This window comes from Hyphomonas beringensis (genome assembly GCF_000682755.1).
Classification (GTDB): Bacteria; Pseudomonadota; Alphaproteobacteria; order Caulobacterales; family Hyphomonadaceae; genus Hyphomonas; species Hyphomonas beringensis.
The window spans coordinates 1-26079 of the sequence record NZ_AWFF01000050.1; the positions used below are offsets into that span (position 1 = coordinate 1).

Consider the following 26079-nt stretch of genomic DNA (forward strand, 5'->3'; position numbering starts at 1 on the left):
CCGCTCACCCCGGCGAAAGCCGGGGCCCAGGACGGCAGGCTCTCTACACGCGACTCTGGATCCCTGCGTGCGCCGGGATGAGCGCCAGTGATGCAGAATGTGTCCTACCACCTCCCGACACCTGACCCATCCCTTCACGGATAAAAAAATCAACCCGCCCACAAAGCGCCTTCACGGGCGTCGCACGTGCAGCTGGAATCCTAGTCCAGCGCCAGTTCCATCTTCTCTTCCGCCAGATAGTCCGTAGAGCGCATTTCATGCAGGCGGCTCACCGTGCGTTTAAACTCGAACGCCCCGTCGCCTTCCGGATAGAGCGCTTCCGGTTCAGCCGCCGCGCTCGCCACCAGTTTCACGCGCGCCTCATACAGCGCGTCAATCAGCGCCACGAAGCGAGCGGCTTCATTGCGGTTTTCCGGCCCCAGCGTCGGAATGCCGGACAGGATCACCGTATGGAAATGCGCCGCGATTGCCAGATAATCGCGGGAGCCGAGCGGACGCGCACACAGCTCTTCAAAGGTGAAGCGCGCCACACCGGCAGCTTCCCTGTTTACCTCCAGTTTCCGGCCCTTCACGGTCAGCGTGCAATGCTGCGGGTCGGCGCCAGAGGTCAGCCGGTCCCAGGCGCGGTCCAGCCCGCTCTCTGCGGCTTCGTCCAGCGGGGCATACCAGATCGGGGCCTCGATCAGCCGGTCCAGGCGATAGTCACGCTCGGACGCCAGCTCCATCACCTGGCAGTGATCTTTCAGATGCTGGATGAAGGGCAGGAAGAGGGGGCGGTTTATGCCATCCTTGTAGAGATCATCAGGATGGCGGTTGGAGGTCGCCACCACAGTCACCGCCTGGGCAAACAACTCGTCGAACAGGCGCGCCAGCACCATTGCATCTGCAATTTGCGACACCTGGAATTCGTCAAAGCAGAGCAGGTTCGCGCGGGAGGCGATCTGTTTCGCCACTGGGGGGATCGGGTCATCGCCCGCACTCTTCACACGCCATTCGGATCGCTTGCGCTCGCTGTCCGACAGCTTGCGCCATTCATCCAGCAGGTCGTGAACCTCCGCCATGAATTCATGGAAGTGGACCCGGCGTCGCGCTTCAACCGGGGCGTCTTCGAAGAACAGATCCATCAACATGGATTTGCCCCGGCCGACCCCGCCCCACAGGTACAGGCCGGTCACTTTCTCGGGGCTGGAAAACCAGCCGCCGGTCTTGCGCGTCTTCAGGCGCCCGGCCAGATCATCCAGCGCGGCCGCGGCCTTTTCCTGCACAGGGTCAGGGGAGAGCTGCCCGCTCTCTACCCGCGCCTGATAGCGGTCTATGACAAAGCCCATCAGATATCCTTCCGGAAGTTTGGCGAAGAGAACTCTACCCCAGCCTTTCGGCAATCTGGCGGACCAGGCTGGCCCAGGCGCCCGGCACCAGAAGCAGGGTCAGCGCGGCCCCCGCCAGAGCGCCGCCAAGGTGGGCTCCGTGCGCAATCATTGTATTTTCCCGGCGGGAGAGAACAAAGCTGACCGTGATGAACAGGACAGCCGCCACAATCGCCCACATCGGAATGATGAAGAATATCCCCAGAAGGGCAAAGGGTGCCAGCACGCTGAAGGACAGGATGACGCCGGAGGTCGCCCCCGAGGCCCCGACGGCGCGATAGTCCGGCTTGTTCAGATTGTCGATATATTCCCATATATTGCCGGCTAGAAGAGACCCGAAATAGATGATCAGGAAGGTAGCGGCTCCCAGCGAGCGTTCCAGATGACGGCCGAACTCCCACAGCACATACATGTTGATCAGCAGGTGCGTCGCGTTCACGTGCAGGAAGGCAGAGGTCACGAACCGCCAATATTGCTTGTTCTGCCGGATGGGCGCGATCCAGAAATTGTTCTCTTCGAAGAACTCGCGGTTCGACAGGCCAATCATGCTGACCAGAACATTCGCCGCGATCAGGCTGAGCGTTACGGGAAATTCCATCGGCAGCAGGCCCTTCTGGTATCTCGTCCAGCAAAAAGCCGCCCGGACGTTTCTCTGGGCGGCTTAGCAAGGAGCAGGGGCGCCCGGCAAGCGCTACCCTGAGTGTCGTGTCGGATCAGGCGGCCTGAACGGCGGCCGCATGGGCGCCTGGCATCAGGTCCATCAGGAAATCCTCGAATGAATCCGGCCGCTGGATGAAGCGGTTGAAAGGCAGATTTGCCTTGAAAACAGCTTCCGGGTGGATGTTGGCGCCGCACCGCAGCGCGGCCTCAACGGCCTGGTCACGTACGTCCATGGAAGAGACAACCGCGATGCGATATTTGCCCATATTGGCGATGCGCGCGATCGTCATGTCCGGGTCGAAGGAGTCCGGCAGGCCCAGATCCAGAACGACAAGGTCAAAACGCTCAAGGCGCAGGCGGGATTCGGCGGCCATCAGGGTAGGCGCCATTACGAGATCAATCTGCACGCGAGAGCGCGCGGCCTTGTCAGCGGCAATCGCCAGCATGTCTCTCACCGGCTCGTGATCTTCAACCCAAAGAACTTTCATCTACGCTCATCCCGATTAATTAGCCCTGGAAGGAAAGGCTTAAGCCAACCCCGTCTTGTGGTTTACCTTGCCACGGGGCTCTTACGTCTTAGTAAAGCGAAGCTTTCCGAAGTGTTTATATTTCAACAGAGTGCAGGTTTGGCGCTCTTTTTTTGCGTCGCCACAATACTGATTTTCTCCTTTGTAGGATCACCCGGTATCCCTATGTTCCTAAAGGGGAGAACGGAGTGGCAGAGCCGCCATGACTGACGAAAGCCTGGCCCGAAAAGAGGCCTCAGCACGGCCATCAGCTTTTCTTGTTGCTGATGAAAAAAATAATGATCAGCACATTGTTGATGTGCTGATTGAGGAGCGTTGTCCCAAATTGCGGGGCAGCTGGTCATGGCCCCTGGTACGGCCGGTGCTCTACAAGATGCTGGGCTATCGCAAGGCGCGGGAGATGGCGGACGAGATTGTCCAGCTGAATGGCCGCGACTCGTTTGATCTTCTTTCCCGCCATCTCGATTTCCAGCTGGAGGTCGAGGGCATTGAGCGCATGCCGCGCGAGGGCCGGCTGATCATTGCCGCCAACCATCCGACAGGGCTTGCCGATGGTGTGGCGGTCTGGGATCTGCTGAAGCGCGTGCGCGATGACATCACTTTCTTCGCCAATGCCGATGCGGTGCGCGTCAATCCGCGCTTTCAGGATGTCATTATCCCGGTCGAGTGGGTGGCCGAGAAGCGGACCCCGGCCAAGACACGTGAGACGCTGAAGCGGGCAGGGGAGGCCTTTGCTGAAGAAAAATGCGTCGTCATCTTCCCCTCCGGGCGGTTGGCCCGGAAAGAGGATGGCCGCCTGATTGAGAAGGACTGGTTCTCCACCGTGGTTGGCCTCGCGCGGAAACAGAACGCGCCGGTCCTGCCGCTCAATCTTGATGCCTGGAATTCCTGGCTGTTCTACACCTTGTCAGACATCAGCGGAGAGCTGCGCGACATTACGCTGTTCAACGAATTGCTGAACAAGCGCGGCGCGAATGTGCGCATGACCTTCGGCCAGATCATTCCGCCAGACCAGCTGGAGGGGGATGCGAATGAGGTGACGGAAAAGCTGAAAGCCCATGTTGCCTATGAGTTGCTGGAAGACAGCAACGCCGTGTTCAAGCCCTGAGGCCACAAGGCTGCCGAGCCATCTAGGCAGGCCGCGCGACGCCCGTTAAGGGAAGGACCATGGCGGGCCGTTTCTTCAGACAGGATATTTCGTGGCAAGACTATCGCGAGGCCACCGGCCTTGTGCCCCCGCCGGGCATTGACGCGCCGGAGCCCGCTTTCAACATTGCGCCCAGCCAGTTTGTGCCGATCATCCGCATGGCGCCGGAGGGGGAATATGTGCCGCGCGGCACGGTCCAGCTGGCCCCGGCCATGTGGGGGCTGATCCCCACCTGGTGGCACAAGCCGCTAAGCGAGAAGAAATTCTCCACCCATATGGCCAAATGTGAGGAGCTGGAATTTTCCAACACATTCCGCGGGCCCTTCCGTCATCATCGCTGCCTGATCCCGGCCAGTGGCTATTATGCCTGGGTCGGCCCGCAGGGGCATCGCAAACCTTATGCCGTGGGCCTGACCGAGCGGCGCTGGTTTTGCTTTGCGGGCCTGTGGAACCGCGCCATGATTGACGGGTCCGAGATCGACACGTTCACGATCCTCTCCACACGCCCGAACCGTCTGGTGTCGGACCTTTCCAGCCGCATGCCGGTGATCCTGAAAGCGTCAGACCATGCGCGCTGGATGGATGCCGACAACCGCAAAGTGTCAGACCTCTACACGCCTTATCCGGGTGCCGAGATGGAGATATGGCCCGTCAGCCCCGCTGTGGGGAATGTCTACAATCAGGGCGAAGAGCTGATCCGCCGCGCCTAGTTCTTTTTCCAGGCGACCTGGTAGAGATCAAGACGGCGATCCTTGAGGTTCTGCACGGCGCCGGATTGGCGAGCCGTCAGAAGGTCTGAGATCGAGAGATCTGCCAGTGCGATGGTTTCGGTGTTCGGCGCGGTATCCGCCGCGACCCCATCCCGGGAGAAGGGGAAGTCCGATGGCGTCAGGATGGCACTCTCCGCATAGTGAATATCCATATTCTCGACATTCGGCAGATTGCCGACGACGCCGGACATGGTGACATAGCACTGGTTCTCCACCGCGCGGGCCTGACAGCAATAGCGTACCCGCAGATAGCCGCGGCGCTCATCGGTGCAGAACGGCACGAACAGCATCAGCGCGCCTTGGTCGACCAGGTGGCGGGCGATTTCCGGGAACTCGCTGTCATAGCAGATCATCACACCGATCGGGCCGCAATCGGTCTGGATCACGGAATTGCCGCGTCCGCCCTGAATGTTCCACCAGTGCCGTTCCGACGGGGTCGGGTGCAGCTTCTGTTGCGTGTGGACAGAACCGTCGCGCAGGAAGACGTGGCAGACATTCAGGATCTCGCCATTGTCCATCTGCTTGGGGTGTGTGCCGCCAATGATGTTGATATTGTAGGAGACCGCCAGCTTCTCCATGAACTCCACAAAGCGCGGCGTATACTCAGACACCTGAGCAATTGCGTCGACCGGGCCCAGCGGGCGCTCTGCCAGCGACAGCAATTGCAGGGTCAGCATTTCCGGGAAGACGACGAAGTCAGACTGATAGTCCGATGCGATGTCGACCCAGTATTCCAGCTGGCCCTCGAATTCATCAATCGAGGTGATGCGGCGCATCTGCCATTGCACGGTCGCGATGCGCACGCGCTCTGGCAGGGAGGTGTCGCCAAAGCTGGTATTGGTCTTGATCTTTTCCTGCGCCAGCGGGTTCTCCCAGAACATGTGCGTGGCATGGCCCATGGAGTCGAGGTCTTCCGGAAGATAATGACGCAGCACGCCCAGCGGCTGGTAGCCCTGGTTCAGCTGGAAGGTGATGACCGGATCACGCAGTTTGGATTCCTGCACGGCCTTCACATAGTCTTCCGGGTTCGGATATTGCTTGGCCCTGCGGGCATAGCCCGGCATCCGGCCGGCAAAGACAATGCCTTTCAGCTCCAGCCATTGGCAAAGCTCGCGGCGCGCCTTGTAGAAGCGCTGGCCGATGCGCAGGCGGCGGAAGTCCGGATCAACGGCCACGTCCATGCCATAGAGGACATCGCCTTCCGGATCGTGCCGCGCGGCATAGCCGCCACCGGTGATCTGCATCCAGGTGTGCGGCCCGAAGGCGTGTTCGGAGGCGATCATGAAGGTGGCGCAGTGCCCGACGATCAGGCCTTCATATTCGGCCACGAACTGACCGTCCGGGAAACGGTTGATCTGGGCCATCAAATGGTCGCGGGAATACTCGTCGCCCTGGCCATAGACCTTGGCGGAGAGTTCCTGCAGGGCGGGGATGTCATCCGGCGTTGCGTTGCGGATGATAAGTTTGGCTTTGCTCGTGCTCATGGGGGAGAAATGCCTCTGACGGGGAAAAGGTTCAATGGGGCAGGCGCAGGCTGGCGCGCAGGCCGCCCAGGGGACTGTCGCTGAGGCGCAGGTCTCCGCCATGGGCGCGGGCTGTATCGCGGGCCAGAGTCAGACCCAGCCCGGTGCCGGATGTATTCTGGGTGCGGGCTTCGTCAAGACGCATGAATGGACGGAAAGCCTCTTCCCTGCGGGCTGGCTCAATGCCGGGCCCATTGTCATCGACATGTATATCGGCGGCGTGGGGGCCATCGACAAGGGTGACGCGGGTCTCGGTGGCAAATTTCATCGCATTGGAGATCAGATTGCTGACCGCGCGCTTGATGGCCAGCGGCCGGCCATGCACGCGGATGCTCTCCGGCCCGGTCACATCTATATGCGGGCCGAAGCCGGCGGCGATGTCGCGCACCAGCTTGGCCAGGTCGAACGTCACCGCCTCGTCGCCTTCCTCGCCGCGGGCAAAGGTGAGGTATTCGTCCAGCATCATGGACATGTCGTCGAGGTCTGCCTGAGCCGCCTTGATCTCTTCCGTCGGCTCCATCATGGCGAGTTCCAGTTTCAGCCGGGTCAGGGGCGTGCGCAAATCATGGCTGACCCCGGCCAGCATGGCGGTGCGCTGTTCGGTAAAGGCAGTCAGCCTGTTCTTCATATCGATCACGGCGCGGGCGGCGTCGCGCACTTCATTGGCGCCGGAGGGGCGAAAGTCCGGCATCTCGCGGCCCCGGCCAAACGCGCGCGCGGCTTCTGCCAGACGCAGGATGGAGCGCACCTGCTGGTTCAGAAAGCCGATCGCCAGCGCGACCATGAACAGAGAGAAGATGATGACCCAGACAATGAAGAAGTGAGACGTGATTGTCAGCACACGTTTGCGCTCGACAATGATCTCCGCCGTGCGCCCCTCGGAGGGGAAGCGCAGATGCAGCATGGAATCCTTCGGGTTCAGCGCCGTATCGACCGGTACTTCCAGCCGGGTCTCCAATTCCTTGTCCAGCGTGCGGCTGTAGGAGAAGACGCTGGCATAGCCGCTGCGGTCGAAATCATCCTCATGACTGTCGCAGGTGAAAGTCAGGTCCAGGCCCGTGCGGATCATCTCGCGGTCCAGGCCGGCATCATTGCCGCCAGCGCAATAGGCCTGCACCAGGCTGGTATCGCGGGCAATGGACTGGCCCAGCTTGCGGTTCACCTCTGCGATATGGCTGTCATAATAATACCACGTCATCAGGATGAGGATCAGCACGACAGGCGCGATGACCATCAGCATACTGCGGGCGTAGAGGCCGCGCGGGGTGATGTCTCTCAGTCGGAACCCGGCCATGGCGGATCAGTCCGGCATCAGGCGATAGCCGACGCCGCGCACGGTTTGCAGATGGATCGGTTCTTTCGGGTTCGGCTCGATCTTGCGCCGCAAACGGGTAACCTGAACATCGACAGACCGTTCCAGCCCGGCCGAGGTGACGGCCGCCAGCTCCTCACGGCTGACCGGCTCTCCCGGATGGGCGGCCAGCACGGTCAGCAATTGCAGCTCGGCTTCGGTGAGGCGGATACGCTTGTCACCCTCGCGCAGCTCGCCGCGCTCTGCATTGAAGACCAGGCCGGACATCTCCACCTCTTCGGGCGGGTCTTCCGTATGCGTGCGGCGTAGAATGGCTGCGCAGCGCAGCGACAATTCTTCCGGTTCAAACGGTTTGGCCAGATAGTCATCAGCGCCGCGTTTCAGGCCCTCGATCCGGTCGGTCGTCTGCCCGCGCGCGGTCAACAGCATGACCGGCGTGTCCTTGTTGCGTCCGTCACGGATCGCCTTAAGCAGGGACAGGCCGTCTTCGCCGGGCATCATGATGTCCAGAATGGCCAGATCGAATGTCATCGTATCCATCAGCTTGCGGGCGGTTTCCGCGCCGGGGGCAGAGGTCACGCGATAGCCTTCGCGCGCCAGGAAACGTTTCAGCAGGTCGCGAATGCGGTCGTCATCGTCGACCACGAGAATATGTGCATTGTCTCCGCTCATTTGATCAGCGCATCCAGAACCTTGCGGGCGCCTTCCACGGCGTCCGGCCCCGCGGCGCGATAGGCAATGCGCAGCCTTTCGCGCAACATGATGGCGATTTGCGTGGTCAGCGTGGTGCCGGCATCTGACAGAACCAGCGTGCGACGGCGCTTGTCGCCCTGGGCGTCACGTTCGCGTTCGATCAGGCCGCGCTGGTCCAGATCACCGATGAGGCGGGCGAAAGTGGGTACGGTCATGCCCAGAGCGTCGCGCAGATCGCCGACGGTTTGTCCGGGGTGATAGCGCACAGCCATGAGAATTTGCAGCTCTGGCTTGCTCAGCCCTGCCTTGTGTCGGGCCTCATCTGCGGTCTTGATCAATTCCGCGCTCCCCGCCAGCAGGAGTCCGACGCCCCGATCCAGCTCCTGATCCATCAGGAAGAGGCGAGGGTCGAACGGTCTATTCAGGTTGACGTCAGGGGCCATAGTCTGAAAAAGAACTCGAAATGAGAAGAAGTGCAAGCGAGGAGCGCTGAAACAGATGTCTGGGACCGCATATGACGACCGCGATGGGTATATCTGGATGGACGGCGAATTCGTGCCGTGGCGGGATACCAAGGTCCATGTCCTGACGCACGCGCTGCACTATGCTTCCTCCGTCTTCGAAGGCGAGCGCGCCTATAATGGCAAGATTTTCCGCTCTCTGGACCACTCCAAGCGCCTGCACAATTCTGCAGAGATCATGGGCTTCGACATCCCCTTCACGGTGGAGCAGATCGAGGAAGCCAAGCGCGAGGCGCTGGCCAAGTCCGGGCTCGACAGCGCCTATGTGCGCGCCATCGCCTGGCGCGGGTCTGAAATGATGGGCGTGTCTGCCCAGAACAACACGATCCATCTGGCCATCGCGGCCTGGTCCTGGGGTGACTATTTCAAGGACAAGATGAAGGGCATCCGCATGACGCATGCCCAGTGGCGCCGTCCGGCTCCGGACACTGCGCCCTGTCATGCCAAGGCCGCTGGCCTCTACATGATCTGCACCCTGTCCAAGCATGCCGCCGAGCGTGATGGCTATGCCGATGCGCTGATGCTGGATTATCGCGGACAGGTGGCGGAAGCGACCGGCGCGAACATCTTCTTTGTACGCGACGGCGCGCTGCACACGCCGACCCCGGATTGTTTCCTGAACGGCCTGACCCGCCAGACCGCCATCAAGCTGGCCAAGGAGCGTCAGATCGAAGTGATCGAACGCGCCATCATGCCGGACGAGCTGCCGACCTTCTCCGAATGCTTCATCACGGGCAGCGCGGCAGAGATCACGCCGGTCGCCGAAATTGGCGTGCACAGCTACAAGCCGGGCCAGATCTCCGAAGCCTTGGTCGAGGACTATTCCAACCTCGTCAACGGCAAGCTGGAAGTCGCGCTCTAGGCGATTGCGCCTGACAGAAAAATAAGAGTCGCAGCAAGATATTTCTGCTAGAAGTTTACCCGATGGGTGCGGCTTGGCAGCGATTCTTGCGGCATCGCCTGCCATGGGCGGTGGTCTCACTGGGCTTGAACGGCTTGGTGTTTCTGTTGTTGTCGCTGTCCTTTGGTGAGACCGCGCATCTGCAGACCGATCCCGATGAGGCTTTCGAAGTAGACATCGTTTTCCTCGAACCCGATCCTCTGCCAGAGCCAGAGCCAGAGCCAGAGCCAGAGATTCAACTGCCGCAGGAACCTATGCCCGCGCCGGAGCCTCTTCCCGAACCCGAACCCGAACCCGAACCCGAACCAGAGCCGGAGCCTGTTCCGGCCCCTGAACCTGTTCCGGACCCCGAGCCCGTTCCGGAGACGGAGCTTGTCATGGAGGAGCCGCTGCCGCCGGCGGAAGTTCCGGTGGAGACTGTCGCTGAAGATCCGGAACCTGAAGACATACCTGCCCCCATCATGATGGAGGAAGACATTCCGTTGCCTCCTCAGCCCGGCTTGCCGGTGGAGGAGATTCCCGAAGAGCCGTCCATGGAGCTTGTGGAAGAGGCGCCGGAAGACCTGCCAGATACGCTGGAAGTGCCCCTTGAAGAGGCTGAACCCGATCTGGTGGAGGAGGAAATGCCCGAAGACCTGCCGGAAGAGATTCCGGAAACTCTGCCAGAGGAAGTGGCGGAGCTTCCCGTGGAGTCCGCCCCCGACGCGCCACCTGTCGATATGCCGGAACCGGACATTCCGGAAGAGCAGCCGGAAGAAACAGATCCCGCCCCGGAACTGGAAACGCAGGAACCGGAGCAGCCGGACGTTCCCGAAGACTTGCCGCCAGCGCCGGACCTGGTGGAGACCCCCGAGCCTCAGCTGCCAGAGGTGGACCTGCCGGATGTGATCGAGAAAGAGCCGGAGCCTGCCGACGACATCGTGACCCTGCCAGAGCCGCCGGGTGCGCCGCCTGAAACAACGGCGTCTGTCTCCGTGCCCCCACCGGCCTTCGCGCCGGAGACAGGCCGGCGGCCGCCGCCGCGCATTCCCGGAATTGAACTGGCCATTCCGCCTGCCCCGTCCGGGGGAGGGGGCGGCGCGCTGGCCGCCCTGATGTGTCACAAGATGACCGAAGAGCAGCGCCGTCAGGCGAAATGCGATCTGCAGGCGACCCAACAGGTCTACAAGGATCTCGCCAATGCCGGGCTCGACCGGGAAGAGCAGAACCGGCTGGACGATGCCTATGCCGGAAAGCTGCGGCAGACCATGCCCGCCGATACGGCCGCCGAAGCCTTCCTCAAGAAGAATAGCGGCCAGCAGAAATACATGCTGGACGGCATCGACAATACCATCTTCCTGGATCGGCCTGGCGAGTCCGAATTGCAACATGACAAGCTGATGCGCGGCGACACGATGGACTGGGAACAGGATATCCGCGATGCCCATAAGGACGGGGATGAGTGAGGCACATAGGTGGCCTTTGAGACGCTATCTGCTTGACTTGATATTGCGACTCCGCCAACGGCTAGAGGCATGAGCAAGGTTACCGTATCCGTCCGCCCGCTGCCCCATTTCGAGGGCCTTCAACTGCCTGCCTATGAGACCATCGGCTCTGCCGGAATGGATGTCAGGGCGGCGGTGACTGAAGAAGATCCGATCATGCTGCAGCCCGGCGAACGGGCCATGATCCCGACCGGCCTGTCCGTCGCAATCCCGCAGGGGTATGAGATTCAGGTGCGCCCGCGTTCAGGCCTCGCGGCCAAGCATGGCCTGACCTGCCTCAACACGCCCGGCACGATCGACAGCGATTATCGCGGTGAAATCAAGGTAATCCTGATCAATCTGGGCCAGGAAGCCTTCACCATCCAGCGCGGTGAACGCATCGCCCAGCTTGTGCTGGCCCCGGTCACGCAGCTGGCCTGGGAAGAGGTGGAGAGCCTGGATGAAACCGAGCGTGGTGCCGGCGGGTTTGGCTCCACCGGAAGATAATTCCGATTTTTTCTTGAACCGGCTCTAATCGATAGCCATATATTGTTTATCGATAAGTTCAGGAGATTGGGCATCCGCCGTATTCGCGGGTCCAGCCATGAAACGGGGAGGCTCCAGCCAACTGACTTTCGAGGTCGAAAGTTTGTATGTTGCTGAAAGGAGCTTGTCCCCGTGTCTGTATATCTTCCCCTTGTCTTCTTCCTGATAGTTTTGGGTGTGATGCTGCTGCGCAGGCCGAGCCGTACGCCGGATGTGTCCCGCGAAGCCTCGCAACAGATCGACAATCTTTCCGAGCGTATCCGAACGCTGGAGGCGATCATCACGGATCGAGACCGGCAATTGCGCAATGATATTGATGGATTGTCTTAGAAATCAGGCAGTTTTCCAGTAGACTAACTGAAAATGACAAGGATGTCCGCGATGGCGGAACCCTGATGAGAAGGAGTGAAGCCTGTGAACCCGTTTGAAATGATCGTTGTCATCGTGCTGATTTGTGTCGGCGCGGGCGTGGTAAACAATTACTTTCGCATGAAAGCGAACCGGCAGGCCGATGCGGCCTCGGACGCGGACATGGACCAGGTTCTGGGCGAAGTCGATCGCCTCAAGGAACGGGTGCGTGTGCTTGAGAAGATTGTCACCGATCAGGAGCGTCAGCTCTCGGAAGAAATCCGGAAACTGGCCTGATCAAAGGGCGGGCGACCTCAGTCGCCTGTGCCGCCGCCGCCCGGAATGCGCATCTTGCGGCGCTGGGCAGCAAGCTGGGCTGGCGTTTTCTTGGCAGCCGGGCTGCAGCCGACTTCCATTCTGAGCTGTGCCCGGCGCTGACGACGTTCGTAAATCGGTGGCATGGCAAGATGGCCTTTATGTCGTTTTGATTTGCTCATCACACTAGAACAATGCGTCATCTTTGTGATCAGTTCCTTAAGACTTCTTAAGGGATTGGCGCAGTGTGCAGAACTTTTCCAGAAATAGTCCGGTTTCGCTCGATATTTGTTCAGACTGAAAAAAGCACAGTCAGAGCAGGGCGTTATCGGCCTTGGCAAATCGCGCCAGAAGATAGGCGTCATTGTCTTCTATGGTTTCCAGCTTGCCGAACGCGAAGGCTTCGCGGTCCAATACCAGGTCACGCGGACGAAGTTCGCGGCTGATGGATAGTCCGTCCAGTGAACGTGCGCGGGAGAAGGCGACGTAGGCCTGGCCATGCGCGAACATGCCGGAGTCGAAATCGATGAACACCTTGTCCAGAGTCAGGCCCTGTGCCTTGTGAATCGTCACGGCATAGGCAAGGCGCAGCGGCATCTGCTTGAACGTGCCGACCACTTCGCGTTTTACCTTCTTGGTTTCCGGGTCCAGCTCGTAGCGGTATTTCTCCCAGGCCGTCGGTTCGATCTCATAGACATGATCATTGATCTCGACGATTACGCGGCTGCCGGAAAAGCCTGCCACGGTGGCCAGAGAGCCGTTCACCCAGCGCCCTTCCGGATCATTCTTGATCAGCATCACCCGCGCGCCTTCCTTCAGTTCAAGGTCGGCTTCGGTGGGATAGGATTTCTCGTCGAACTGTCCCTGCACATCCGCGCTATAGGTTTGCGAGCGCGTTTCCAGCCCGTCGAGCCGGGCCTGATTGATGCGATAGGCATTGGCATTGTTGGGCGTCAGCACGACATGCGTTTCAGAGGCCTCGACCGCCGTCTTTGAGCTGACCAGCCCGCGCAGCACGGCCTCGTCATTCGGCGTGACGCGCCCGGTACGCAGTGCGCCGAGCAAGGCCAGAAATCTTGGCTCTTCCTGACGGAAGACGTGCTTCAGCGCCAGCAAGGCAAACTCGGCATCCCGGAATGCCGGGGCGTTGAAGAAATAGCTGCCACCATAGCGCTCGCGCAGGATTGGCGCTTCCTGGCCGGAGACGACCGGCGGCAATTGATGCAGATCACCAGACAGGATCATCCGCACGCCGCCAAACGGGCGCTTTGAGGCGCGGTTCAGCTTCAGGCTCTTGTCGATGGCGTCCAGCATGTCCGACCGCACCATCGAGATCTCATCAATGATCATCGTGTCGATGGCCTTGACGAGGCGCGTCGAGCGCAAGCGCTTGATGTCGGTCGGCTCAATCAGGCGGGGCGGGAATTTGAAGAAGGAATGGATCGTCTGCCCGCCGGCATTCATTGCGGCGACGCCGGTGGGCGCCAGCACGATGGCTTTCTCTCCCGCCTGGGACAGGAATTTGCGCAGCATCGTCGTCTTGCCGGTGCCAGCGCGGCCCGTGAGGAACAGGTTGCCTTGCGCACCCGCGCCACTCGCCACCCATTTGGCGGGGGTCGCATAGATTGCGTTCGGGTCAGCGGGCAGTGTCGTCACGTCTGAAGCCTTAGCGGCGTTTTGCGGGGATGGCGAGGGGGCCAGGGGCAGGGCACTGCGTAGCAAAAAGCCCCCGAAGAAAAACTTCGAGGGCTTCCTGTCAGCCGCATGGGGTTAGGGTGCGATGCCGGAATTAACCGGCGATGCGGCGGACATAATCGTATTGGCTCTTGCGCGTGTCGCGCTTGCGCGCGGGCTGGAAGGCCACTTTGGCGTGCTCTGCGCAGTAGGGCCCACAATCAGCCTTGCGGCCACAAAAGGCGAATTTCGGATCGGCTGGGTCGCCGATCGGCCATTTGCACATGGAATCCCGCAGCGTCAGGATGGAGGCCGGTTCGCCATCTGCCTGTTGCAGCGGCGGCAGAGGCGCCATGATGTCTGCTGGCGCGCGTTCCACTGGCGCTGGGCTCGGCTCCACCGTTTCGGCGGCGGCCGGTGCGGCCTGCTTGACGCTGCCATCCGGCATCACGCGCGGCTTCGGACGGGCCAGACGCGGCGGGCGTTTGACGGGGCGCGATGGCGTCGCCCGGCCAGACAGGCCCAGGCGGTGGACTTTGCCGATGACTGCATTGCGGGTAACCCCGCCCAGCTGCTTGGCGATCTGGGAGGCGGAATGGCCCTCTGCCCAGAGTTTCTTCAGCACGCTTACCCGTTCTTCTGTCCAGGACATGTTCTTCGGTCTCCCAGCTCGGATCAGGGTTGTTAACACTTGCAACCCATCAGCCCCTAGATATTGAGATGGCAGGTACGCGCCATCCGCTTAACACCTAGATATCGTATCAGCAGCGAAACGAAACACAACATGCAGATGAGGCTTTCCACAGGCTTTCTACATATTGTGGTTAACTGCGTCAGCTTGTGGACAAAATGCTGGCAGCCGTAATTTTCTAGAATTTTCCTGCCGCTACCCCTCGCAGATTCGTGTCGGGAGGCCTAGATACAGCGTCATGACCGATACAGTTGCTGAACTTTCCTCCGCCCAACGTCATGTCCGCCAGTATGGCAAGATCAATGGAGTGGGGCTGTGGACCCTGTTCAAGCGCGAAATCGGGCGCTTCATGAAGGTGTGGATGCAGACCGTCTTTGCCCCTGTGGTGACGACGCTGCTCTATATGACGGTCTTCAAGCTGGCCTTCGGGGATCGCGGCCGCCTGATGGGTGACTTTGAAGGCCTCAACTATATCAACTTCCTCGCGCCGGGCCTGATCGTCATGGCGATCCTGCAGAACGCTTTCCAGAATACGAGTTCCAGCCTGGTGCAGGCGAAGTTCAACTCCACCTATGTGGACTTTCTGATGCCGCCTCTGTCTCCCCTGGAGCTGACGGCTGGCTTTATCGGCGGTTCGGTCGTGCGCGGTCTTATTGTTGCGGCGATTTCTGCGCTGGGCATTCAGCTGAGCGGGCTTGCCGATCTGCATGTCGTGCATGTCTGGCCGATCATCTGGTACAGCCTGACCTCTGCCATTGTGCTGGGCGCGCTCGGCGCGATTGGCGGCATCTGGGCCGAGAAGTTTGACCATTTGTCCGCTGTGACCAATTTCGTGATTGTGCCGCTGACCTTCCTGTCCGGCACCTTCTACGACATCAAGGTGATGGTGGAGCCGTTCCATACACTCGCCTTGCTGGACCCCTTCTTCTACATGATTGACGGATTCCGCTACGGGTTTCTTGGCGTTTCCAACGGCTCTTTGGTCGTGGGGGTCTGGGTGACCGGATTGCTTTCTGTGGCGGGTGTTTTCGCCGTCTGGCTGATGTTCAAATCCGGCTACAAGCTGAAAGCCTGAGGACTCTCCTGAGACGGGAGCCGTATTGACGTCTCCCGCCTGGCCCCTTTCTATGCCGCCAATCCCGGCTGGGGTAAGTTCAGAGGAGATGACATGCGTCACAGCATCATTCTATCAGGAGCCTTGGCGGCGAGTGCCTTTCTGGCAGGCTGCCAGATGATCCCCGGCGACCAGACGGTTGCGCAATATTGCGCCGATCCAGGCAAAGCGGACGAGGCGGTCTGCAAGTTGAAAGTCGAAATCGACGGCAACACGACCGCGCTGGCCGATACGGACATGCGCCTGTCTGAAGCCCGCGCCATGGCGGACAGTGCCGGCGCCGCAGCGGCCCGTGCGCAGGCGAGCGCCGATGCGGCTCGCGCCCAGGCTGATGCGGCCATGTCCCGTGCGGATGAGGCCTTTTCCAAAGAGGTTCAGTGCGAAACCCGCACGATCCAGAATAGCGATACGGGCACCTGCCGTCCTGGCTATGCGCTGACCAGCTGCACACAGACGCGCTACACGACGCGGGCAGGGGGCCTGTCCATTCTGCGCGAGATCAATGACGAGAAATGCCGCTTCAACACGCGCGTTCTGGAAATGCAGGTTCGTTGCTGCGCTGTCTCCGGCTCTGCGCCGACGCCAGAAGATGCAGTGATCGAAAATGATGTGCCGCCATCGGCCAAGCCGAAGCCTGAGAAAAAAGTGGAAGACATTCCTGTCAGCCCGTAGGCCTGTTCAGGTTCAGCAAGAAGACGAGCCGCCGGTCCCATCGGGCCGGCGGTTTTTCTTTGGTCTTACTGGCTGGCCTCTTTGAAATAGAAATCTCCGCCCGTCGTGCCATCGGTATAGACCGGGCGCTGTTTCTGGCCGGTGCGCGCGGCCACGGCATCCTGCACCCGTTTGAACACGACATTGGCCGGGTCTGGCAGGGTTCTGAGATTGCTGGCCAGTTCCTCTGAATAAACGCCATCGTCCGCGGCGGTCTTGCCGGGCTCTGTCGCAAAGGCCTGGAACACGCCGGATGCCCAGCCGACCGGGCTGTAGGCGCGCATCAGGCCGCGGCTCTGATCGTCCATCACCGTGCGGCACGCATCAAAGACGACAAAGGACGTTGGCGCGACCGTGGACGACACACGGTTGAAGATCTGCTCGAAGCTGACCCCCATGTCGCGAATGTCATCAGGCGAGGCACCGGGGATGTCCGTCGGCAGAATGAAGTTCGTGCCTTCAATGTTCACGCCATGACCGGAATAATAGAAGAAGGTGACGGGATGGGCGCCCATATCTGTGCGCGCCTTGGCCATGCGGCCCAGCATGCTGAGCGCGCGGACCGTCTGGCGCTGGCCCAGATCTTCGCATTGCAGGACGGAGAAGCCGACAGCGCTCAGCGCTTCTGTCATGCGCTCGCCATCTTCATGCGTCTCTGCAAGGCGGCTGACCGGCGGCGAATAGGCAAGATTGCTGAGCACCATGGCCTGCCGGTCCGGATCTGCCCCGTCCACCCATTTGCAGCCCGGAATATCTGCGTCCGGCCCGGATGCCGAGGAGGCATTCATCAGGCTGGCTCCGCTTGCTTCGGAAGGCGGTGTGACCAGCGTTTCAACGGGGGTACTTGTATCAGAGGTGAGGGAGCGTTCTTGTGTGTCAGCGTCTGTGTCGACAGGGCCGGTGTCTGCCAGCAGGTCGTCCAGCCGGGTCACGCTGATATTGAGCGGAATGGTCTTGACGGTGCGGGGCAGGCTGCGGCCATTCACCTCGACGGTTTCAGAAACCGTGAAGGTCAATAGCGGCGTGCCGGGCTGGCGCGGGGTAACCTGCCATTGCCAGACCGTGGCTGTGCCCGGCAGCAGGGGTTGCTCCTGCGGCGTGGTCGCCAGGATGTCATAGCCTTCGCCAACCGCTGAGACTGACATCACACTTCCCGCGCGGATCGTGTCGAAGGACAGGTCCAGCGCGCGCTCTTCGCTGTCTGGCGCAAGGCCCGTGCCCATGGCTGCGGTCAGGGATTCATCGACGCTGTCCTGATCACTCTCTTTTTGCAGGGGCTGGATGGCCACTTCCAGGAAATAGGGTTGCTGCAGAACCATCTGCTGGGGGGCGTGGTGGGCGATGCGCCCGGTATCAAAGTTTGCTGCGGCGTCTTCTGCGAGTTGGGAATAGCGATACTCCCATTCGGGACACATGCTGAAGAACCTATTGTCTGTAATCTGAACGGTCTCGCTCCAGAAGCAAAGCGGAGTCTCGACAATACCCATCTCTACATCAGGCCCGGAAAGATCCTTCGCCACCGTCACCAAGGCGGCCTCAAGATCGCTCCCGATCGGATGGGTCGCCTGAGTCAGCACGCCTGTTGCCATGTCCTGACACGTGATCAGCAGTGTACGGCGGGGCGTGGTTTCGGCCTGACAGGTCTTTTGATAGCCCGGGCCGGCGGCGGCAGGAGGTGCGCCCGCGCTACCTTGCCCTCTGATCATGTCCAGCAAAACGGCCTGCGTTTCCGGGTCGTCTGCATATTCTTCCAGAAGCTCTGCATATTCCGCAGGGATGTCCTCAGGGATTTCGGGGGCAGGGGCGTGGTCACGTGTAGGGGCCGGGGAAGGTGGCGGGGGCGCAGAGTGACTCTCATTATCTCCCCGGTCCGGCGCGCCGCCCATGCCAGGAACGTAAATGTCATCCGGAATGGATGCGGAGCCGGACCCGCCGGAGACAGGCGGGCCTGAGAGGCCGAGGTCGCTCTCGCCCGGCGCCTCTTGCTCGGGCTCTTCTGAAAGGATGATCTCGACCGGCGGATCATCCGCTGTCGTGGCCTGAGGGTTCTCGGCGCTGGTCTCTTCACTCATGCTGCACGCTGACAGCGTCATCAGCGCTGCCAAGCAGGTTAACATGCATCGCATATGTTTCATGACCGTCCCCTGGTCTATGGTTAAGGGAAGGTTACACTCAAATCAGGGTGGTGGCCATTGCGTTGATCGTGTCAGGCCTTGCGGGGCCTCAGAACCATCTGGGTGCAGCGGAACAGAGCGAGCCGTTTGCCGGTGTCGAAGTGGGTGACATCACAATCCCAGACCTGCGTTGTGCCGCCAAGATGTATCGGGCTGGCAATGCCGTGTACGCGGCCCTCAAGGGCAGTGGCAAAGAAGTTTGATTTCAGCTCAATCGTTGTGAATCCACTGGCGCTCGCGGGCAGGGACGCCATGCATGCCATGCCGCAAAGGCTGTCTGCCAGGGTGACAAGACTGCCCGCATGAAGGAAGCCGTTTGGCGCGTGATGATGTTTGGCAATCGTGAAGCCACCTTCTGCCCCGTCACGGCCTATGCGCGTGATTTCCAGGCCCATATGGCCCGGCAAAAAAGGCGTGTTTCGATCATTCGACGCGGCAGGGTCGAGCTCTGCATCTGCAAGTAAATAGTCGGAAGAAGGCATAGTGCGCTCGCATTCTCAAAAGTTAGTTCTGAAATGGAACTTTATTCTCCGTCCCTCGCACTTGGCAAGCCGTTATGCAGGGGAAATGCGAAGGGAAAGTTGGCTTAGTCCGCCTTGCGACGCTGAAAGCCATACAGGATCGGGTAATGATCAGATCCACAGGAAGACAGGCGTTTGATGCGCAAAAGATAGAAATCATTCGTCACAAAGGCATGGTCCAGCGGCCAGGCGAGCAGCGGGTTCTGGGCGCTGTAGCTGTTGTAGAGACCGCGGCCGCGTTTGGGGTCGCACAGGCGTGCGTGGCGCTTGAACTCGCGCACCATCCAGGACCAGCCAACCTCGTTGAAATCGCCGATCACCATAGCGGGCCGATCCTGCTCGCGCAGCTCATCGGCGACGATCATGAGTTCGTCATCCAGATGTTCCGGCTTGTCGCGCGGGCGGGGCGGGCGTGGATGGATGCAGTAGAGGCGGATCTCCTCTCCCTGCAAGTCCACATCAATGGTGAGGGAGGGAATGTGATCCTGGCAGAGATAGCGTTCCTGCACATTCTGGATGGGCAGGCGGGAATAGAAGAGCAGGCCGTTATGCTCTTCCCGCGGCAGCAGGTAAGTGTACGGATAATCCGCCTCGATATCCGACAGGGCCTCGCGCCAGGCATTACTCGTCTCGGACAGGAAGACGACATCCGCGTCCGCTTCATTTATCCGGTCCATGACGGCGGCATAGTCCTCATTTTCCTGCAGAACATTGATTAGCAGGACAGACAGCGTCGCCCCGGCGGCATCCCGTGGGGCGCGCGCCACTTCCTTCGGACGGCCGGGGAGAAAGGGCCAGATATCCGCCGCACATATGGCTAAGGCTATACTGTACAGGGTGAGTATGATGATCGACAGCAGACTGCCCAGCGGAAACAGCGCGATATAGAGCAGACCCGACACGGCCAGCAGGATGCAGAATTGCAGGCGGGAATAGGTCCAGATGCGGAGCCACCAGGTTTCGGTGCGCAGTTTGGGGCTGATGGCGGCGAACAGGCCGAGGGCGCCGATGAGCAGGAACAGGACTTCCAGGAGGGCAAACATGGCGGGGGCTTTCGGCTGAGCGAACGGTGCGGATTAACACAGATTACGCGCGCCTGCGGTGGAAGTTGCAGACTCTCTCCACCCGTCGCTGAAATACTCGCCCCTGACGTGCATGTGAGGCGGGCGCTTCAGCCAAAAAAGAAGGTGTGAGCGGTGAGGCCCACACCTTCTCTGGTGCTTCGAATCAGACTACCGAGACACTGTGCATGCACTCGTTGTCGGTCTTCGATTGACACCGGGTTCCAGATCAGGCTCGCGAAAGCGGGCCTTTTCTTTTCCCCATGTCAGGATCCGGCTGGTCGCTGCCACTGCTCTGCGAACGGGGCAAGCGCCCGGGCCATCTCCCTGCGGCCAAACCTACACAACATTTGCACACGGCATCTGCGTTCAGGCCTGACCTAACCGCTGGAAATCCTTGCGGATTTTCCTTTGGTGCCGTGCTTCGGATCGCGCTCCGGTCACGACATACAGCCCTTCGCATCGGGGTCTAGCTCCCCTCATCGAAGACATCGCCTGCTCTTCATCCCGCCATGCTGCCTAGTCTTTCGCGCACCCGCTCTCACGGCTTTGCCCCTGACCAAACCCTCCGGCGAGGGCGATGTACTGGCCGACGCTCCTTAAGTGGGTGAGCTTCCACCCGGATTTCGTTGGCTAACCGAAATGATTCCCCAATTAACCCTAAGAGTCGAGTCCCCTGAGAGTAGAATTTCACAGTTTTGTGCCAAGCTGTGGAATTCCGGGCAGGGGGGCATGAAAACAGCCCCAAATCCAGCCCCGAAACTATCCCAAAAGAGACCCGAAACAGGCCCATATCCGGCCCAAACAGCCCCGCGCATGCCCCATCGCCCCAAATCGGCGGAAAGCCACCGGCCCAATCCGACGGAGACGCGGTCATGAGAGGCTTGCCCCATGACAGACAGATTTTCCCCGACACGCTTCCCGGCGCCCCATCCGGCCCCGGCAGAGCCTTCGCCCGGCCGCCCGCGCCGCAAGACAGACACGCTGACCGCGATGCGCCAGCTGGCCCGTGAGGCGGCGGAGGCAGGCGAGCCGCTGGCGTGCATCGGCCGCAGGCTGAACATTCCGCGCACCACGCTGGCCCGCTGGGCACAGGAAGACGGCTTTCGCAAACAGGATATCGCCGCCCGCAAGGCCGCCGCCGCCCGTGAAGAGGCCGAGGCAGACGCCGTGCGCCGCCGCGCCGAGGAGGCCGCCCGCCGCACCGTGCTGGCGGAAGAGGAAGACATGCCCCGCAGCCCCGCAGAGCAGGAAATCGTTCTGGCCCGCGCCCGCGTCGGCGCCCTGCTGGAGGCCGGGCTGATCCCGGAGGCCGAGGCCGACATGCGCGCGGCCCGCAAGCTGACCAGCCTGGCGGGCTTTGCCGGGCCGGTGCGCAAGGCGACCTATGCGGCGGGCCGGCGGCTGGAGCGGGACGAGACGAATGCGGCGCTGTACCGGGCGGCGCTGCTGGTGTGCGGCTGCTGGCAGGAGGGCGACACCGCGCCGGACCATCTGCCCTGGGTGGTCAGCGGCATGTTCCAGAAACGGCTGGCCTTCGCGCGGCAATTCTTGCCGCTGGTGATGGAGGAGGTGGCCGATGCCTCCGATGAAGATTTGACCAATGTGGCGCTGATGCTGGCCGAGACGGGCTGGTTTGAAAACTATGCCAGCGCGATGCGAGACCTGTTGCCCCGCCTGCGTGAGATGGGCGAGGGCGATCTGGCCGCCCGCATCGAAGAGGACCTTCAGGACGAGGCAGAGGCCCTTCCGGAACTGCTCGCCTGGTGCGAGGCGCATGGCTATGTCTGGCAGGGGGAGGTGTGAGGGGGGGCAGGTGCCGGTTTTCCCGCAGATCCCCACGCAGGTGGGTATCTATCTCCCGAATTTTCCTAAGGCGCATGCTGCGAGTTCAGGAGCTGGCCCCCTGCCTCCGCAGGGGTGAGCGGAAAGCTCTGTGTGCGGGCCTCTCACCGGGTGTGACCTCATCCAGCGGATCTATCTCGCCATTATCATCGGCAATCTCTTCACCGGCGACATAGCCCGCTTCCTCGTGTCAGCACCGTTTCCATAACACTGATCCGCCACGACTCACGGAGAGGGATTTGGCTATGGTGGTGGGCTAGTTGCGAGTCCTTTCATCCTGCGTTTAATGAGTTAGTTTCACCCTGAACTCGTTGCTGGATATCAAGGATTTTTGCTTTAAGTGTGCTAAAAGAAACAAAGTCCTTTTTGGTTCCGTTTCTTTCGATCCACTGTGCGAACTTTCTCTTACTGTTTGGCGAGATTTTTGATTGCTCAAATGTCGAGCGGGGAAATGCGCTTTCAATGCCCGACGCTGCTGATTTATCAGTAGACGGATCTAGTCTGTGCACGAAGGTTCTGTTTTCTTCAGGAGGCCAGTCGCTTATATTTACATCTGGATCGACAACAAAGAGGGTCGTTGGGCCAGCTTCAAAAGCAGAAAAAACTCGGTATATAGATTTCAATTGAGTGTGACTTGTTGTGTGAATTTCTGCGTCAGTCACGGCAACCCCCTTAATATTCTCCAAATTCAGAAACTTGCGAAGGATTCGATAGTTGTGACCTTCAGAAATAACTATGAAGTCTTCCCCCTTCTCTCCCTGAACATATGTGACCAAAGGTGCCAGTTGAAACAATCCGCCACTAAGGAAGTGGATTGCTTTATCTCTATCGACGAACTGGTATTTGTACTTACGTTCTTTTTTTTCAAATAGCAGGTAGTCCGAGGAGCGGGCATGAGCCAGAGTTGCAACTGAATGCGTGGCTACAATAAAATGCGCTTCATGCCGTTCCGAAAAAAACTCAATCAACGATCCAAATTTCTTGCACCAATCTGGATGAAAGCTAGCATCAACTTCGTCCAAAAGAATTAGCTTGTAATGACACGAATTGTTGCTTGCTGCGTGACCAACAAGCATTGTCAAAACCGTAATCATTGCCTGTTCGCCGGAGGACAATTCGTCCCAACCTAGGGAAGAACCATCTTCGTTCAATATTGTCGGTGTGAATCTTACTTCAGAGTCTTTCGGCGCAATCTCTGAAAGGTTTGGAGAAGATATTCTGAAGCGGTACGTGTCTGCATCTAAGTCGCAGCTCAACTCTTCCAATGCATCGTCAAATAACTTCCAAGGCGGGGTATTTGCCGCCAAGAACGTTTTTTGTAGGCTATCTATATCCTTTTCACCTTTCCTGTAATTTTCATCTGAGTGATGAAAATATGACTTAATATAGTTGTTATATATTTCGGCGAGATTGGTAGGGGGGCCGCTTCTATCTAAGTCTTCCGTTCGCAGAAGGTGAACGAATTTTCCTTGCGCCTGAGCAATTTTGAGAAATCTAGGTCCAAATCTTTCAAAATTGCTCGTACCTCGCATTATGGTTCTTGTCGTATTATCGATTGCCTTTACATATTCTGTTCGCGCTGACTCAACATTTGGGTCTTGACTTTCTGACCATGGGTTGAACGATTGGTCATCAATGATTGCGTCTGCATTAGCTATTTTCCGTTCCTGAAATATTCGCACAGCAATCTGCCGCCACTCTGACAAGTATGGATTATTCTGCAACTCCACCCAGAGGTCTTCATTTCCTGTCGGGTACAATGGGTTCGCATTAAGATCGCCTATAGCTCTTTTGTCTATGTAAAGCGTACTGATGTTATCTTCAGCATACAATTTGGAATCAATTTGCTTGAGCCATCGTGTTTTGCCTGAACCATTGGCGCCGGTGAGGTATGTGACTTTGCTTAATTCAATCGAAGGAATGGTCGGGCAAAAGTCAGGCGATTGGAAGTCTTTTCGTTTGAGAAGAAGCTTACTCTCCAATTCCCAATTCCTCTTCCCGTAGCCGCTTCAGCTCGTCCCGCAAACGCGCGGCTTCTTCGAATTCCAGGTTCGCGGCGGCTTCGCGCATTTGTTTTTCCAGATCCGCGATGGCGACTTTGAGATTGTGCCCGCTTTCGCCCGCAAGTGGCAAGGCTTTTGTTTCCTTGACGCCGCGGCTACGGCCTTTGCCCGTATCCTTGCCGCGTCCGCGTGCTTTCGGGGCGCCATCCTTTTTCTCGCCGAGCTCTCCCAGAATATCGGCAACGGCGCGCTTGATCGTGGTCGGCGTGATGCCATGCTCTTCATTATAGGCGATCTGCTTGGTGCGGCGGCGCTCTGTCTCGTCCATCGCGCGCTGCATGGAGCCGGTGATCTTGTCCGCATAGAGCACAACCCGCGCATCGGCATTCCGCGCCGCGCGGCCAATGGTCTGCACCATACTCGTCTCTGAGCGGAGGAAGCCCTCCTTGTCCGCATCGAGGATGCCGACAAAACCACACTCCGGAATGTCCAGCCCCTCGCGCAGCAAATTGATGCCGACCAGCACGTCAAACTCGCCCAGGCGCAGGTCGCGGATGATCTCGATCCGCTCAATCGTGTCGATGTCAGAGTGCATGTAGCGCACGCGCACGCCATGATCATTGAGGAATTCCGTCAGGTCTTCCGCCATCTTTTTCGTCAGCGTGGTAATCAGGCTGCGATAGCCCTTGGCGGCAACCTCCTTCACCTCGGCCATGACATCATCCACCTGGTTGGCGCCATTTTTCGAGACGGGGCGCACCTCGACCGGCGGGTCGATCAGGCCGGTGGGGCGGATGACCTGTTCGGTGAACACGCCGCCTGTGCGGTCCAGCTCCCAGCTGCCGGGCGTGGCGGAGACGTGCACCGTCTGCGGGCGCATGGCGTCCCATTCCTCGAATTTCAGCGGCCGGTTGTCGAGGCAGGAGGGGAGGCGGAAGCCATATTCGGCCAGTGTCGATTTGCGGCTGAAGTCGCCTTTGTACATGGCGCCGATCTGCGGCACGGTCTGGTGGCTCTCATCAGTGAAGACAAGGGCATTGTCGGGCAGGTATTCGAACATGGTGGGCGGCGGGTCGCCCGGCTTGCGGCCGGTGAGGTAGCGGGAATAGTTCTCGATGCCGTTGCAGCTGCCGGTGGCGGCGAGCATTTCGAGGTCATATTGCGTGCGCTGCTGGATGCGCTGGGCCTCCAGCAATTTGCCGTGCTTTTCGAAATGGGCGACCGTGGTTTTCATCTCCGCCTTGATCTTCTCAATCGCCTGGTTCAGCGTCGGCCGGGGCGTCACATAGTGGCTGTTGGCGTAGATCTTGATGGCCGGCATGCGCTGCATGGTGCGGCCGGTGAGGGGATCGAACTCTGTGATGCTCTCCAGCTCGTCACCGAAGAAAGACAGCTTCCAGGCGCGGTCTTCGAAGTGGACGGGGAAGATGTCCACAACGTCGCCCTTCACGCGGAAGGTGCCGCGCACGAAATTCATGTCATTGCGCGTATACTGATTGGCGACCAGCTGTTCGGCCACGGCGCGCGGGTCAATGCGCTGGCCTTCTTCCAGCCTGAACGTCATCGAGGTGTACGTCTCCACCGAGCCGATGCCGTAGATGCAGGAGACGGAGGCGACGATGATCACGTCATCGCGTTCCAGAATGGCGCGGGTGGCCGAGTGGCGCATCCGGTCAATCGCCTCGTTGATGGAGGATTCCTTCTCGATATAGAGGTCTGACCGCGGCACATAGGCTTCGGGCTGGTAGTAATCGTAATAGGACACGAAATACTCGACCGAGTTTTCCGGGAAGAAGGATTTGAACTCGCCATAGAGCTGTGCGGCGAGGGTCTTGTTGGGGGCGAGGATCAGGGCCGGGCGCTGGGTCGCCTCGATGATCTTGGCCATGGTGAAGGTCTTGCCGGTGCCGGTCGCGCCGAGGAGGACCTGGTCGCGCTCGCCGGCCTGGATGCCCTCCACCAATTCGGGGATCGCGGTGCGCTGGTCGCCCGCCGGTTCATATTCGGAATGCACCTTGAAGCGCTTGCCGCCTTCCAGCTTGACCCAGTCCCGGTCCGGCCGGTGTGGGGTCCAGTTGTCAGAGGGCAGGGCCCCGGCCGCATCGCGGGCGAAGCCATCAAGCGAGAACACGCTGGGCGCTTCAGAAACGCCCTTGGAAGGAGGGGGAGGAGCCATGCGCCAGATATGGTGC

The 26079-nt window shown here is 59.8% G+C and carries 25 protein-coding genes; 10 read left to right on the forward strand and 15 right to left on the reverse strand.

The features are described from left to right. Positions 1-200: 200 nt before the first annotated feature. The 3 genes from zapE to HY29_RS12425 form a co-directional block, all read right to left on the reverse strand. Complete coding sequence (gene zapE / locus HY29_RS12415) at positions 201-1328, reverse strand: cell division protein ZapE (protein ID WP_034797444.1); 1128 nt, start codon at positions 1326-1328, stop codon at positions 201-203. Between the two features lie 34 nt (positions 1329-1362). Further along, positions 1363-1965, reverse strand: a complete 603-nt coding sequence (locus HY29_RS12420; RefSeq protein WP_034797446.1) for a rhomboid family intramembrane serine protease — start codon at positions 1963-1965, stop codon at positions 1363-1365. Between the two features lie 115 nt (positions 1966-2080). Then, a complete protein-coding gene (locus HY29_RS12425; protein ID WP_034797448.1) occupies positions 2081-2515 on the reverse strand; it encodes a helix-turn-helix domain-containing protein in 435 nt (144 codons plus the stop codon). Positions 2516-2756: 241 nt separating this feature from the next. Here HY29_RS12425 and HY29_RS12430 point away from each other — a divergent pair, with 241 nt between their 5' ends. After that, positions 2757-3662, forward strand: coding sequence for a GNAT family N-acetyltransferase (locus tag HY29_RS12430; RefSeq protein ID WP_034797450.1), 906 nt, complete (start codon positions 2757-2759; stop codon positions 3660-3662). 59 nt (positions 3663-3721) lie between these two features. Then, a complete protein-coding gene (locus HY29_RS12435; RefSeq protein WP_034797452.1) occupies positions 3722-4411 on the forward strand; it encodes an SOS response-associated peptidase in 690 nt (229 codons plus the stop codon). Here HY29_RS12435 and HY29_RS12440 read toward each other — a convergent pair. The 4 genes from HY29_RS12440 to HY29_RS18565 are packed head-to-tail and all read right to left on the reverse strand — an operon-like array spanning position 4408 to position 8442. Next, positions 4408-5955 carry a carbon-nitrogen hydrolase family protein gene (locus HY29_RS12440; protein ID WP_034797454.1) on the reverse strand — a complete coding sequence of 516 codons (1548 nt, stop codon included), beginning with the start codon at positions 5953-5955 and terminating at the stop codon, positions 4408-4410. The two genes, HY29_RS12435 and HY29_RS12440, sit on opposite strands and share 4 nt — an antisense overlap. Positions 5956-5986: 31 nt before the next feature. Then, the gene (locus HY29_RS12445) at positions 5987-7288 is read right to left on the reverse strand and encodes an ATP-binding protein (protein ID WP_034797456.1); all 1302 of its coding nucleotides are present in this window, start codon (positions 7286-7288) and stop codon (positions 5987-5989) included. Between the two features lie 6 nt (positions 7289-7294). Beyond that, a complete protein-coding gene (locus HY29_RS12450) occupies positions 7295-7978 on the reverse strand; it encodes a response regulator (RefSeq protein WP_034797458.1) in 684 nt (227 codons plus the stop codon). Next, positions 7975-8442, reverse strand: coding sequence for a MarR family winged helix-turn-helix transcriptional regulator (locus tag HY29_RS18565; RefSeq protein ID WP_051601475.1), 468 nt, complete (start codon positions 8440-8442; stop codon positions 7975-7977). Before HY29_RS18565 ends, HY29_RS12450 begins: the two co-directional genes overlap by 4 nt. Positions 8443-8497: 55 nt before the next feature. On the opposite strand from HY29_RS18565, the gene HY29_RS12460 reads away from it, so the two are divergent. From HY29_RS12460 to HY29_RS12485, 5 genes are all read left to right on the forward strand, one after another. Further along, a complete protein-coding gene (locus HY29_RS12460; protein ID WP_034797459.1) occupies positions 8498-9382 on the forward strand; it encodes a branched-chain amino acid aminotransferase in 885 nt (294 codons plus the stop codon). A gap of 86 nt (positions 9383-9468) precedes the next feature. Beyond that, entirely contained in the window at positions 9469-10866 is a 1398-nt protein-coding gene (locus tag HY29_RS18570; RefSeq protein WP_155838313.1) for a hypothetical protein, read from the forward strand. Positions 10867-10935: 69 nt separating this feature from the next. Beyond that, entirely contained in the window at positions 10936-11391 is a 456-nt protein-coding gene (gene dut / locus HY29_RS12475; RefSeq protein WP_034797464.1) for a dUTP diphosphatase, read from the forward strand. A 171-nt stretch (positions 11392-11562) separates the two neighbouring features. Next, entirely contained in the window at positions 11563-11760 is a 198-nt protein-coding gene (locus tag HY29_RS12480; protein ID WP_034797466.1) for a hypothetical protein, read from the forward strand. 84 nt (positions 11761-11844) lie between these two features. Then, positions 11845-12075 (forward strand): hypothetical protein, encoded by a 231-nt coding sequence (locus HY29_RS12485; protein ID WP_241765202.1) that lies wholly within the window; start codon positions 11845-11847, stop codon positions 12073-12075. 17 nt (positions 12076-12092) lie between these two features. Here HY29_RS12485 and HY29_RS12490 read toward each other — a convergent pair whose 3' ends face one another. From HY29_RS12490 to HY29_RS12500, 3 genes are all read right to left on the reverse strand, one after another. Further along, positions 12093-12239, reverse strand: coding sequence for a hypothetical protein (locus HY29_RS12490; protein WP_155838314.1), 147 nt, complete (start codon positions 12237-12239; stop codon positions 12093-12095). 166 nt (positions 12240-12405) lie between these two features. After that, complete coding sequence (locus HY29_RS12495) at positions 12406-13749, reverse strand: ATP-dependent DNA helicase (protein WP_051601477.1); 1344 nt, start codon at positions 13747-13749, stop codon at positions 12406-12408. A 133-nt stretch (positions 13750-13882) separates the two neighbouring features. Beyond that, positions 13883-14419 carry a GcrA family cell cycle regulator gene (locus tag HY29_RS12500; protein ID WP_034797472.1) on the reverse strand — a complete coding sequence of 179 codons (537 nt, stop codon included), beginning with the start codon at positions 14417-14419 and terminating at the stop codon, positions 13883-13885. Between the two features lie 277 nt (positions 14420-14696). Here HY29_RS12500 and HY29_RS12505 point away from each other — a divergent pair, with 277 nt between their 5' ends. Further along, positions 14697-15533 (forward strand): ABC transporter permease, encoded by an 837-nt coding sequence (locus HY29_RS12505; protein WP_034797475.1) that lies wholly within the window; start codon positions 14697-14699, stop codon positions 15531-15533. Positions 15534-15626: 93 nt separating this feature from the next. Then, entirely contained in the window at positions 15627-16244 is a 618-nt protein-coding gene (locus HY29_RS12510) for a hypothetical protein (RefSeq protein ID WP_051601478.1), read from the forward strand. 65 nt (positions 16245-16309) lie between these two features. Here the strand turns inward: HY29_RS12510 and HY29_RS12515 are convergent, their stop codons facing one another. From HY29_RS12515 to HY29_RS12525, 3 genes are all read right to left on the reverse strand, one after another. After that, complete coding sequence (locus tag HY29_RS12515; protein ID WP_081811382.1) at positions 16310-18418, reverse strand: caspase family protein; 2109 nt, start codon at positions 18416-18418, stop codon at positions 16310-16312. Between the two features lie 71 nt (positions 18419-18489). Beyond that, entirely contained in the window at positions 18490-18939 is a 450-nt protein-coding gene (locus tag HY29_RS12520) for a PaaI family thioesterase (RefSeq protein WP_034797479.1), read from the reverse strand. Positions 18940-19043: 104 nt separating this feature from the next. Then, the gene (locus HY29_RS12525) at positions 19044-20021 is read right to left on the reverse strand and encodes an endonuclease/exonuclease/phosphatase family protein (protein ID WP_034797481.1); all 978 of its coding nucleotides are present in this window, start codon (positions 20019-20021) and stop codon (positions 19044-19046) included. A gap of 909 nt (positions 20022-20930) precedes the next feature. Between HY29_RS12525 and HY29_RS12530 the strand changes: the two genes are divergently transcribed. Continuing rightward, positions 20931-21845 (forward strand): helix-turn-helix domain-containing protein, encoded by a 915-nt coding sequence (locus HY29_RS12530; RefSeq protein WP_034797484.1) that lies wholly within the window; start codon positions 20931-20933, stop codon positions 21843-21845. A gap of 311 nt (positions 21846-22156) precedes the next feature. Here the strand turns inward: HY29_RS12530 and HY29_RS12535 are convergent, their stop codons facing one another. Together HY29_RS12535 and uvrB are read right to left on the reverse strand one after the other, a co-directional pair. Then, a complete protein-coding gene (locus tag HY29_RS12535) occupies positions 22157-23866 on the reverse strand; it encodes an AAA family ATPase (RefSeq protein ID WP_034797486.1) in 1710 nt (569 codons plus the stop codon). Beyond that, positions 23856-26063, reverse strand: a complete 2208-nt coding sequence (uvrB, locus tag HY29_RS12540; RefSeq protein WP_034797488.1) for an excinuclease ABC subunit UvrB — start codon at positions 26061-26063, stop codon at positions 23856-23858. Before uvrB ends, HY29_RS12535 begins: the two co-directional genes overlap by 11 nt. Positions 26064-26079 lie beyond the last annotated feature (16 nt).